At 62.2% G+C, this 11,286-nt stretch carries 10 protein-coding genes; 5 read left to right on the top strand and 5 right to left on the bottom strand.

The features are described 5' to 3' along the window. Positions 1-54 precede the first annotated feature (54 nt). Genes M511_RS13060 through M511_RS13050 form a run of 3 tightly spaced genes read left to right on the top strand, consistent with a single transcriptional unit; the run spans position 55 to position 2,625 of the window. Positions 55-1,164 carry a PhoH family protein gene (locus tag M511_RS13060; RefSeq protein ID WP_010396135.1) on the top strand — a complete coding sequence of 370 codons (1,110 nt, stop codon included), beginning with the start codon at positions 55-57 and terminating at the stop codon, positions 1,162-1,164. Then, positions 1,157-1,675 (top strand): rRNA maturation RNase YbeY, encoded by a 519-nt coding sequence (ybeY, locus tag M511_RS13055; protein ID WP_085502421.1) that lies wholly within the window; start codon positions 1,157-1,159, stop codon positions 1,673-1,675. The genes M511_RS13060 and ybeY overlap by 8 nt, the downstream gene beginning before the upstream one ends. Continuing rightward, positions 1,672-2,625: a CBS domain-containing protein gene (locus M511_RS13050; RefSeq protein WP_085502420.1), complete on the top strand. Its 954-nt coding sequence runs from the start codon at positions 1,672-1,674 to the stop codon at positions 2,623-2,625. The genes ybeY and M511_RS13050 overlap by 4 nt, the downstream gene beginning before the upstream one ends. Before the next feature lie 6 nt (positions 2,626-2,631). Here M511_RS13050 and M511_RS13045 read toward each other — a convergent pair whose 3' ends face one another. Next, positions 2,632-3,441, bottom strand: coding sequence for a GNAT family N-acetyltransferase (locus M511_RS13045; protein WP_085502419.1), 810 nt, complete (start codon positions 3,439-3,441; stop codon positions 2,632-2,634). Between the two features lie 258 nt (positions 3,442-3,699). Continuing rightward, positions 3,700-4,884, bottom strand: coding sequence for a formaldehyde dehydrogenase, glutathione-independent (fdhA, locus tag M511_RS13040; protein WP_010396125.1), 1,185 nt, complete (start codon positions 4,882-4,884; stop codon positions 3,700-3,702). Between the two features lie 227 nt (positions 4,885-5,111). Here fdhA and M511_RS13035 point away from each other — a divergent pair, with 227 nt between their 5' ends. Next, positions 5,112-6,743, top strand: coding sequence for an acyl-CoA dehydrogenase family protein (locus M511_RS13035; RefSeq protein ID WP_085502418.1), 1,632 nt, complete (start codon positions 5,112-5,114; stop codon positions 6,741-6,743). Positions 6,744-6,761: 18 nt separating this feature from the next. Here the strand turns inward: M511_RS13035 and M511_RS13030 are convergent, their stop codons facing one another. Beyond that, positions 6,762-8,324, bottom strand: coding sequence for a CYTH and CHAD domain-containing protein (locus M511_RS13030; RefSeq protein WP_085502417.1), 1,563 nt, complete (start codon positions 8,322-8,324; stop codon positions 6,762-6,764). A 96-nt stretch (positions 8,325-8,420) separates the two neighbouring features. Then, positions 8,421-9,056 carry a hypothetical protein gene (locus M511_RS13025; RefSeq protein WP_085502416.1) on the bottom strand — a complete coding sequence of 212 codons (636 nt, stop codon included), beginning with the start codon at positions 9,054-9,056 and terminating at the stop codon, positions 8,421-8,423. A gap of 415 nt (positions 9,057-9,471) precedes the next feature. Here M511_RS13025 and M511_RS13020 point away from each other — a divergent pair, with 415 nt between their 5' ends. Beyond that, complete coding sequence (locus tag M511_RS13020; RefSeq protein ID WP_085502415.1) at positions 9,472-11,013, top strand: calcium-binding protein; 1,542 nt, start codon at positions 9,472-9,474, stop codon at positions 11,011-11,013. Here M511_RS13020 and M511_RS13015 read toward each other — a convergent pair. After that, positions 11,001-11,286: transposase (locus tag M511_RS13015; protein ID WP_139824587.1), on the bottom strand; the 286-nt coding region annotated here is incomplete at its 5' end. The genes M511_RS13020 and M511_RS13015 overlap by 13 nt on opposite strands.

The raw sequence follows: 11,286 nt of genomic DNA, 5'->3' as shown, positions 1-11,286 counted from the left end.
AATCCCGCACAGTTGCAACCATATATACCTGAGAACCCCACCTCGGAGACGAATTTGGGTCTGACCCCTACGCATCCCGCGACCGCGACTCCCGGCGAAACCCTGCTGGAATTCCACGACAACAGGCTGCTGATTGACCTTTGCGGCCCGCATGACCGCCACCTCGCACGGATCGAAGAGGCGCTGAAGGTGCATATCCTGCGCCGCGGCAACCTCTTGTCCGTGGTCGGCCCGGCCGATGCGCAGGCCGAGGCGGCGCAGGTTCTTGGCGCGCTTTATGCCCGGCTGGAACAGGGCCGTCCGGTCGAAATGGCCGAGGTCGAGGCCGCGTTGCGCATGGGCAGCGAGACAATGGCCGAAAGCCCGACCCCGGCCGAACAGCTGGAAATGTTCCAGACCGGCCCGATCGAGCTGCGTACCCGCAAAAAGACCGTCGAGCCGCGCACCGACGCGCAAAAAGACTATGTCCGGGCGCTGTTTGCCAATGAGCTGGCCTTTGGCATCGGTCCCGCAGGGACAGGCAAGACCTATCTGGCCGTCGCGGTGGGGGTCACCATGCTGATCGGCGGCCATGTTGATCGTATCATCCTGTCGCGCCCCGCTGTCGAGGCGGGTGAGCGGCTGGGCTTTCTGCCCGGCGACATGAAGGAAAAGGTCGATCCTTACATGCAGCCGCTTTATGATGCGCTGAACGATTTTCTGCCCGCCAAGCAGGTGCAGAAGCTGATGGAGGAAAAGCGTATCGAAATCGCGCCTCTGGCCTTTATGCGCGGGCGCACGCTGACCAACAGCTTTGTCGTGCTGGACGAGGCGCAGAACGCCACGACCATGCAGATGAAGATGTTCCTGACCCGTCTGGGCGAGGGTTCGCGTATGGTCATCACCGGCGACCGCACCCAGATCGACCTGCCACGCGGCGTGCACTCCGGTCTGGTCGATGCCGAAAGGATCCTGAAGGATATCAAGGGGATCAGCTTTAGCTACTTTACCGCCAAGGACGTGGTGCGCCATTCGCTCGTTGCCCGGATCATCGAGGCCTATGATGCCGAGGCCGAGGCCGCCCAGGCGCGAGGCGAGCTTTTTGACGAGCGCGGCCAGCGCATCCCGCGCCGCGAGCCGCGCATTGCGGGTGAAGGCGCAGTAAGGGGGACCCGCGATGGCTGAGACCGACATCGGAGAGGTGCCCGAAATCGTCGATATCGTTATCGAAGATGACCGTTGGGAGGATGCGGGCCTGCCCGCCATGGCCGAACGCGCCGCCCGCGCGGTGGGTGAGTGGCTTGAGCTTGGCGAATTCCAGATCGTGGTCATGGGCTGCGACGACGCCCGCATCGCCGCGCTGAACGCCGAGTTCCGTGGCAAGCCCAAGCCCACGAATGTGCTGAGCTGGCCCGCGATCGAATTCGAACCTCGTGCCCCCGGCACCCGCCCCGAACTGCCCGAGGCCGAAGAGCTGGGCGATATCGCCATCTCTTATGATACCTGCCTGCGCGAAGCCAAAGCGCAGGGCAAACCCTTTGAGCATCACGCAACGCATCTACTTGTCCATGCTATCCTGCATCTTGCAGGATATGACCATATTGATGACGAAGATGCCGAAACCATGGAGGATGCCGAGCGTTCCATACTGGGCAAGCTTGGAATCCCCGACCCTTATCTGGAACCTGAGACATGAGTAACGACCGAAGTCCCGACACGCCCGTTTCCACTGCCCCCGCCACCTGGCCAGAGGGTAGCGGAGGGGACGGGCGTGAGCAGCCGCAGTCACGCGGTTTTTTGGGACGTATTCTTGGTGCCTTCGGTGGCAGCGAACCCGAAACCGAAGGCGCCGATCAACACGAAAATGGGCAGACCCCTGCCTTGGCTGGCGGACCGGCAGTAGCCAACCTGCGGCGGATGCGGGTCGATGACGTGGCGGTCCCCAAAGCCGAAATCGCCGCCGCTCCGGTGACTGCCACCCTGCCGGAACTGGTCGAAATGTTCCGCGAGCACGGTTTTTCCCGCATCCCGGTCTTTCGCGGTACACTTGATAGCCCATTGGGGCTGATCCACCTCAAAGACCTTGCCCTGAAATACGGTTTTGGTGCCAAGGTCCCGGTCAAATTCGCGCTGCGCCCCATGCTGCGGCCGCTGCTTTACGTGCCTCCTTCGATGCCGATTGGCGTGTTGTTGCAGCAGATGCAGCAAAAACGCATCCATATGGCACTGGTCATCGACGAATACGGCGGAGTTGACGGGCTGGTCACCATCGAAGACCTGATCGAGCAGGTCGTCGGCGAGATCGAGGATGAGCATGACGAGATCGAGGGCGGGCTGGTCATCCTTGAAAAGCCCGGCCAATGGCTGATCCAGGCCCGGACCGCACTGGAGGATGTCGAAGCGCAGACCGGTCTGCGCCTTGCTACCGACGAGGAAGAGGATGAGATCGACACCCTTGGCGGGCTGATCTTCATGCTGACCGGCCGCGTACCGGTTCGCGGTGAGGTGATCCCCCATGAAAGCGGGGCCGAATTCGAGATCATCGAGGCCGATCCGCGCCGGGTCAAGCGGGTGCGGCTGCGCCTGCCGCAAGACAATGCGCAACCCGCCGAGGCCGAGGGCAGCACCCCCGCCGAAGAGGTCTGATCCGCCCTAGAGCCGCGAAAAAGCCGGGGCGTGGGTGATGCGGCTGCCTTTGGGCAGCTGCCCGCCCAGCACCTGCAAATGAGGTCCGGCATAGGGCGAATCGAGGTCAGCCGGGACAAAGCCAAAGCGGCCATAATAGGCCGGGTCCCCCAACACCACGATTGCATGATCCGCATAGGCGGCAATAGCTGCGCGGATTAGCGCGCTGCCGATACCGCGCGATTGTACAGCCGGATGAATGGCCAGGGGTGCCAGCGCAAGCGCCGGGGCTTCGGCAGCAATCGGCGACAAGGCGATATGACCGATGATCGTGCCCTCGGCCTCGGCCACCAGTGACAGGGCCAGATCGCCATAGGCACGCAGTTCGTCGACCAGCCGTCCTTCGTCCGGTCCGCCAAAGGCGCGGTCGAGCAGCGCGGTGATTGCCATGTGATCGTGCCGCATCTCGGGCCGGATGCGGGGCAGGGGCGCGGTGCGGGTGAAATCACGCTTGATGCCCTGGCTTTCACGGCCCCAACGGCTGTCGCGCAGCCGGGTGCGATGCGCCTCGAATGCCTCGTCGTCGGCATAAAGCTCATTCAGCTCCCAGATCAGCGGATCTTCGGCCTGATTGAGGTCAAAGCGCAGGTTGCCCGGCTCGGCCCGGCTCAGCTCGGTATGTTCGGTCAGCAGGTCCAGCGCCAGCAGCATCTGCGCGGTGTCAGCGCAGATCAACCGCCCGGTCAGCGCGACCAGAGGCCGGTCAAGGGCGATTTCCTCGCCTGCCGGGCTGGTCGGCGGGGCGTGATGGTGATGATGTCCGCATGCGCAATTCATGGCCATGGTCCTTACCGTCTGATGGTCACCGCAACGATGTATTGACCAGAGGCGGAGCAGTCAGGCGCGAAAACCGCGCCCGTCCGTGGTCGGGATCGTCAGCAGCCCCATGGGGCGGTATCGGACGAACCTTGTCAATTTGGCAGGCGTATTTTTCTGACTGGCCGTCACATTTTTCGGGCAGTTGACCCGACCGCCGGATATAAAGGGACCGGCCACGGGATCGTGACCGGCCTTGCTGCGCAACGGTTTTCCGGCTTACGCCGCCAGCATACCGTGAGGGTCCAGGACAAATTTCTTTGCCACGCCCTGATCAAAGCTTTCGTAGCCCTGCACGGCCTGATCCAGCGGGATGATCGTCGCGTTGACGATATCCGCGATGGGAAGGCGGTCATGCAAAATCGCCTGCATCAGCTGACGGTTATATTTCAGCACCGGGGTCTGACCGGTGTGAAAGCTTTGCGCCTTGGCCCAGCCCAGACCAAAGCGCAGCGACAGGCTGCCGAATTTGGCGGCCTCATCGGCCGCGCCCGGGTCCTCGGTCACATAAAGACCGGGGATGCCGATCTGACCGGCGGCACGGGTGATCTCCATCATCTGGTTCAGAACGATGGCGGGCTGTTCGCCCCCCGAATGGCCCCGCGCCTCAAAGCCCACGGCGTCGATAGCGGCATCGACTTCGGGGCTGCCGGTGATCTCGGCGATCATCTCGGGCAGGTTGTCGCCTTTGGAAAGGTCGACCGGCTCGAACCCGACTTTGCGGGCATGTTCCAGCCGTTCCTTGTTGAAATCGCCGATCATCACCACCGCAGCGCCAAGAATGCGGGCCGAGGCGGCCGCAGCAAGGCCCACAGGCCCCGCGCCAGCGACATAGACGATCGAGCCGACACCAACACCGGCCTTGACGGCACCATGAAAACCGGTCGGCAGGATGTCCGACAGCATGGTCAGGTCGCGGATCTTTTCCAGCGCCCGGTCACGATCAGGAATCTTCAGCAGGTTGAAATCGGCATAGGGCACCATGACATAGCGCGCCTGACCGCCGATCCAGCCACCCATGTCCACATAGCCATAGGCGCCGCCGGCACGCGACGGGTTCACAGACAGGCACACCCCGGTGTCGCCTTCGCGGCAGCAGCGGCAGCGTCCGCAGGCGACGTTGAAGGGAACAGAGACGATGTCTCCGACCTCCAGCATCTCGACATCGGCGCCTTTCTCGATGACCTCTCCGGTAATCTCATGGCCAAGAACCAGCCCCGCCTCGGCAGTGGTGCGGCCGCGCACCATATGCTGATCCGAACCACAGATATTGGTCGAGATCACCTTCAGGATCACCCCGTGTTCGATCTTGCGCCCGTCAGGCGACTGGAACTTCGGATCCGCAATGGCCTGAACCTCGACCTTCCCGGGGCCGATATAGACGACACCTTTGTTGCTGGACATGCGATCAGATCTCCCTCGATTGTCGGGGTAAGGGCCTCCTCGCCCAAGCCCCGCGCGAGCCACCTGCGACATGCAGGCGCAAATCCAGCCTAACGCGGGGTCAAATACGCAAGATGCTCCGATTGCGACGGTTTCAATGACGAAAGAGACATATGCGACCTGCCGGACTCGCCCGGGAAGGGAATCGGGGTTAGCATCCAGGCAGGGATGGCAAAGGGGGCCTTGCGATGCAACTTGACCCGATGGCGGATCTGGGAACGCATGAAGTACTGAACCAGCCCGACCCTGTGGGCGATATCGACCTGTGGCGCAAAGATCCGTTACTGCGCACCGTCCTTGCAGCCCGTGGCGTGCCCGAGAAGGCGCTGGCCCCTTATGGTGCCGAACTTGGCCGCGCCGATACGCGTGAAGCAGCGCGTGACGCCAACCGCTACCCGCCCGAGCTGCGCCTGTTTGACAGTGGTGGCAGACGGCTGGACGAGTTGCGCTTTCACCCTGCCTATCACCGCTTTATGCAGCTTTCGGTCGCGGCGGGCTATCACTCGGTCGCGTGGGAGGGTGGGCCGGCAGGGCATTTGACCCATGCCGCCATGGTCTATCTGGCCAGTCAGATCGAGCCCGGTCATTGCTGCCCCTTGACCATGACCTATGCCGCCGTGCCGGTCATCTTGGGCGCGGCAGATCTGCCGGGCGACTGGCACGCCGCGCTGATGTCGCGGCGCCATGACCCGAGGGTCGCGCCCCTTGCGGCCAAGACGGGTGCGACGCTGGGCATGGCCATGACCGAGAAACAGGGTGGTTCGGATGTGCGGGCCAATACCACCCGGGCCGAGCGCGACGGAACGGTCTGGCGGCTGACCGGCCATAAATGGTTCTGCTCGGCCCCCATGTCGGACGGGTTTCTGACGCTTGCCCGGACCGGCCGCGGACTGACCTGTTTTCTGGTGCCGCGCTGGCTTGAGGACGCGCGCAACCCCATCCGCATCCAGCGCCTTAAGGACAAGCTTGGCAACCGCTCGAACGGCTCGGCCGAGATTGAGTATCAGCGCGCGCTCGCCTGGCAAATAGGCGAAGAGGGCGACGGCATCCGCACCATCGTCGAGATGGTGCATCACACCCGGCTTGACACCGCGATCGCACCAGCCGGGCTGATGCGCGCGGCCCTGCACGAGGCACATCACTGGGCTGCCCATCGCCGCGCCTTTCAAAAGCGGCTGATCGACCAGCCGCTGATGCGCGCGGTGCTGGCCGATCTGACGCTTGACTGGCTGGGCAGCCTGATGCTGGGGCTGCATGTCGCTGCAAGTTTCGATGGCAGCAGCGCCGAGGATCGCGCCTTTGCCCGCATCGGGGTCGCTTTGGCGAAATACCTTTCGAACAAACTGTGCCCACAGGTGGTGGTCGAAGCGATGGAGGTGATGGGCGGCATGGGCTATGTCGAGGATACGCCCTTGCCGCTGCTTTACCGCGAGGCGCCGCTCAACGGCATTTGGGAAGGGTCGGGCAATGTGATCTGCCTGGATGCACTGCGCACGCTGGCGCGCGAGCCGTTGGCGGCCGAGATGCTGGCGGCGCGGCTGGAGGGGGCGGCGGGCCGGGACCGCGCCTACGACTCAGCCCTTGCCGCCCATCGCAACCGCTGGAGCGACGGCGTGACCGAGGCCGAGGCACGGCAGTTCGTCGAGGGCAGCGCGCTACTGCTGACCGCCGCCGTTCTGCTGACCGAGGGCGATCCGGCATTGGCCGAGGCCTTTGTGCAGACACGGCTGAACGGAAACCGCGCCCGTACCCCCGGCACTATCCCGGCCGCCTTTGCCGAGACGGTGCTGGCGCGCGACCTGTTCCCGCAGGAAACCTGAGTGCCACGTCAGGGCGCCTTAGCGCCAGAACCGCCGGGCATCGACAAAGGCTTCGTGCGCCTCGGCTACAGCCTTGATCAGCGCCCGGCGTTCCTTGTCGCTGCCGGTCAGCCGGATCAGCGCCGGATCATCGGCAAGCCCGATCCGCGCAAGGGTTGCTGACGCCGTGGCAAGATCGTTCAGCGCGCCCAACTGGTCCTGCAACTCGGCCAAAGCAGCCACAAAACGGGCCGCCCGCCGCCGTCGCTTATCGCGGAAAAGCGGGACAAAGAATTCGGCCCCGTAGCGCAGTTTCTTGGCATCCTTGCGGATTTCATGCAGGGCTGCATCGCCAAGTTCGGACAGATCGGCCCCGTCTTTTTTGACCTTGCGGCGATAACGGTCGAGTGCCGCCCCGGCAAACTCTCGTATCGGGGTCTGGCGAACCTCAGCCGCAGAGGGCAGGGCGCACCACGGCCCCAGCGCCGCATATTCCACCAGATCAGGCATCAAAATCCGCGCCCGGCGTGACGCAAGCACCGCCTCTGCCCGATCATAAGCGGTGCGGCGCGCGGGCTGAAGCCTTTGGCGCTGATCTTCGGTCGTGCAGCGCGCTTGCAGGACATCAATATCCCGCGCCTCACCCAAAACCGCCGCCAGCCACTGGCTTTCCTCGCTCAGCCGGGTCAGCTGATCATCGCCAAGCATCGGCCTGAACAATGAGAAAGCCGAGCGAAGACGACGCAGCGCCACACGGGCCTGATGCAGTGCCTCGGGGTTTGCGGGGCTGATCAGCGGTTCATTAAGCCGGAACTGGCGCAGACAGGCGGCGACGATCAGACGGAAACTGTCGGCGGCGGTCATGTCGTCATTCAACGCCACCTGCCCGGCCTTGTGTATGAGGGGCAAGGGATCAATCAGGCGAAAACCCCGCTCGGCCTCACTCACAACGCCAAGGCGCAGCGGAGCCAGTTCGTCCAGCCTGCGGGCAAGGGAATAAAGCGCCGATGCCGGACCATGGCCGATCGTCAGCACCAATTCGCAAATGGGCGCACGACGGTCCCCGGCCATGATTTCACCGCGCTCAAGGGTCAGCACGACCTCGGCACCATCCGATTGCAGCTGCCATTCCTGACGGGCAAGTTCCAGCTGAAACGCGGGTGTGAGATGATGCGCCCGGCTGCCCAATACCGCGCGCAGAGGCGTGGAATCGTCAATAACCGGTCCTTCCCCTTTGATCCGGTGCCGCCATTCAGGCAGGGCGAACAGGCCCGCGGGCGCGGCGCTCGCCTCGACGATCTGAACCCACGCCCCCTCCGCCTCACGGATCTGCAGGGTAAAACCGGCCGCAGAAAGATCGCGCGAAGGGGTATCAAAATAGATGGCCCGGACTGTGACAGGCCGCGCCTGCGCCGACAGAAGGTCTGACGCGATCAGCACCTCAGCAGCCTCTGGCGTAAGCTCAAGGCGCAGGGTCCCGGTCGAGATGATGGCACAGTTCTGCAGCCCGACCTCGGCCTTCAGAGACGAAAGATAGCCGGCCCCTGCCAGATCAGGCCCGACCAGAACGGTGGTTGCATCGCTGCGTTTACCCTGCGCCATATCAGTCCTGTCTGTCCGCCCCATCCGCAACCTATGCGCGCGGTTGGTGTCGGAAATATGTCACCGCCCCTTCACGGATTTGCGAGGGCAGGAGGCTCAGCTTTCCCTCACCGGATCGACCGTGTGCAGGATCTTGCGAATGAAAAACCGCATTGCCTGCCGTGCGGCCTCCAACGGCTCGTGATCCTCGGGCGACCAGCGCGACAGATCGCCAAGCGCCATTTTGCGTGCAACGCCATAGGCAAAGGTGTGGGCGACCGCGATGACCATTTTCGGATCGTCATCTTCAGCCAAACGCCCTTCGTCACGGGCTCGCAGCAGCAGCTTCAACATCAGTTCGTGCAACGATTCCTCATAGCGCATCAGGCGATGGTTGCTTTCAAACTGCCCCGCGGGCATCGCGCCGATGATGTATGATTCGCGCGGGTGGCGATAGGCCCACTCCAGATACGCATCCGCCAGCGCCGCGAATTGTGCCAGAACATCGCCGCCTTCTACCTGCACGACCGAGCGCACGCATTGGTCCAAAAGCAACAGCATGGCGTTTTCGCCCAGGGCATCGGCCAGCCGCGCATCGTCGGGAAACAGCGCCGACAGCGCCTCGATGCCGATTCCGATCCGCTCTGCCACCTCGGTCAGACCGGGAAGCCTACCGTTTTCATTGGCAAGAACCGTCGCCACCTCGATAACCCGGGCATATAAATTGCTGCCCGGCTGAGAGAGATCTGACATGTCGTTCCGCTGCGTCATTTCCCGCATCCCCGATAGGATCAACCAGGAAGTGTATCCGGAAGCCGCAGCCCAAAGGCAAGGAAAGATTTTGCGGCCTATACAAGCGTATAGCCCAAGTGTATAAAGCAGCCAGCAACGCTCCAAATGTGAGAAATCAGCGCCTGACAGCAGTCCGGGCACATAAATCGGGCCACAGACCGGACGGTGAAGCAACCGTGGCCTATGTTGTATAACCCCCTTTTATCTGCTACCCACTCACGCTTTCCGCTCACCCGAGTATAGCGGAATCGAAAATATAAAACCACAGATACATAAAAAGCCGTTCAATAAACTCAGCGACCAGCTCTCCGGCTGCGCAGATAAAACGCCTCTGTCCGACAAATAGCGAACAATCGATCAGAAGGTCTGATGTGACATGCCCTACTCCCTATCGCTCACCTCTTTCTGGAACCTTGCGCAGGGTCCGACAACTGACCAACCGGGCAGTGACTTCACTCTGGCCACCAGCTATGATCCGAGGCTGAACGATACCCGGATCATCTTTCCGACCCCGGATCAGACGCTGGACGACATCGCTGGTGGAAGCGACACCCCGCCGGGCCCGACCTCGGACCACCAGTACGAAAACTCTGCCGGACAGCCGATCAGCCTGGACGAGGTGCAGACCGCCACCGTCATACAGGCCGGCATCACTTACGAAAACGTCAGGATCCTGATTGGTCCCAAGACCGATGCAGACTGGAGCGTGACAGGAGGTGGCGATGTTTCCGCGCTGAACGCTGCCGGCTTCCAGATTCTTGCCGTCTGGGCCGAGCTGACCCCCGGAAACTGGCAGATCATCGGCTATACTTCGAGGGGCATGTCGATCGAAGATGCCACCAGGCTGGTCCCCGGTGCCGACGCCTCGTCCTCGCTTGATGCCGATGATGGCCTTGCCGCAACCGCCTTTCAGCAAGCTTCCAACGGCATCGTCGAAGGTACCGACGATGATGATAGCATTGATGAAAATTACACTGGCGACCCTGAAGGCGACATGGTGGACGGGGGCAACACCCCCCCTCCGCATGGTCCGTACGATGATGTCATCTACGGCTTTGGCGGCAACGACACCATTCATGGCGGTGACGGAAACGATACCATCGACGGTGGTGACGGCAATGACATCATTTTTGGCGGCCGGGACGACGACTCAATCCTTGGCGGCATGGGCGACGACTCCATTTATGGCAATGAGGGCAACGACTACATTGATGGCGGTCTGGGCAGCGACACCATCGATGGCGGGGACGGCAACGACATCATTCTTGGCGGTGATGGTCCCGACTCCCTCATTGGCGGCCTGGGCAACGACGTCATAATCGCCGGCTCGGGCAACGATACCATCGACGGCGGGGACGGAAACGACACCATTTATGGCGAAGAGGGCGACGACACCATTTATGGCGGTGACGGCAACGACTTCATCAACGCCGGAAAAGGCAACGACTTCGTTGAGGGCGGTGCGGGCGACGACTTCATTCTGGGCGGTGAGGACAACGACACCATCGATGGCGGTGATGGCGAAGACCTCATTTTTGGCGATGAAGGCGACGACTCCATTTTTGGCGGGGCGGGCAACGACATCCTGCAAGGCGGTTTGGGCAATGACACCATTTATGGCGGTGAGGACGACGACTACCTTTTTGGCGAAGATGGGGATGACTCCCTCATCGGCGGAGCGGGCAACGACACCATTTATGGCGGTGACGGCAACGACTTCATCGACGCCGGAAAAGGCAACGACTTCGTTGAGGGCGGTAGTGGCAACGACTCTATTTATGCCGATTATAATGACGCGGGAAACGCCACCCTCTATGGGGGAGAGGGCGACGACTTCCTCCAGGGTGGAGATGGTGACCACCTGTATGGCGAGGCCGGAAACGACACTCTGATTAGGGTCAGGACTCATAACCAATAAATGACGATTGCGGCGAGGGCGATGGCTGAGAGGAAGACCTTTGGGCATCTGTCATATCGGGTTGCCACACGCCGCCAATCCTTGAGCCTGCCGAACATGATCTCGATCCTGTTGCGCCGTTTGTATCGGCGCTTGTCGTACTTCACCGTCATCTTCCGCTGTTTTCGACCAGGGATACACGCCCGTATCCCCTTGTCTTTCAATGCTTCTCTGAACCAGTCGGCGTCATAGCCGCGATCCCCGAGCAACCAATCGACATCCGGCAGGCTGCTC

The sequence above is a fragment of the Paracoccus sp. J56 genome (genome assembly GCF_019633685.1).
Taxonomy (GTDB): domain Bacteria; phylum Pseudomonadota; class Alphaproteobacteria; order Rhodobacterales; family Rhodobacteraceae; genus Paracoccus; species Paracoccus kondratievae.
Note: the sequence above shows the minus strand (reverse complement) of the source record. Positions and strands in the feature narration are given on the sequence as shown.

What these genes read in the sequence shown, in the direction of transcription:
- ybeY (WP_085502421.1), top strand. Translation starts at nt 1,157, where the DNA reads ATGGCTGAGACCGACATCGGAGAGGTGCCCGAAATCGTCGATATCGTT.
- M511_RS13050 (WP_085502420.1), top strand. Translation starts at nt 1,672, where the DNA reads ATGAGTAACGACCGAAGTCCCGACACGCCCGTTTCCACTGCCCCCGCC.
- M511_RS13045 (WP_085502419.1), bottom strand. Translation starts at nt 3,441, where the DNA reads ATGAATTGCGCATGCGGACATCATCACCATCACGCCCCGCCGACCAGC.
- fdhA (WP_010396125.1), bottom strand. Translation starts at nt 4,884, where the DNA reads ATGTCCAGCAACAAAGGTGTCGTCTATATCGGCCCCGGGAAGGTCGAG.
- M511_RS13035 (WP_085502418.1), top strand. Translation starts at nt 5,112, where the DNA reads ATGCAACTTGACCCGATGGCGGATCTGGGAACGCATGAAGTACTGAAC.
- M511_RS13030 (WP_085502417.1), bottom strand. Translation starts at nt 8,324, where the DNA reads ATGGCGCAGGGTAAACGCAGCGATGCAACCACCGTTCTGGTCGGGCCT.
- M511_RS13025 (WP_085502416.1), bottom strand. Translation starts at nt 9,056, where the DNA reads ATGTCAGATCTCTCTCAGCCGGGCAGCAATTTATATGCCCGGGTTATC.
- M511_RS13020 (WP_085502415.1), top strand. Translation starts at nt 9,472, where the DNA reads ATGCCCTACTCCCTATCGCTCACCTCTTTCTGGAACCTTGCGCAGGGT.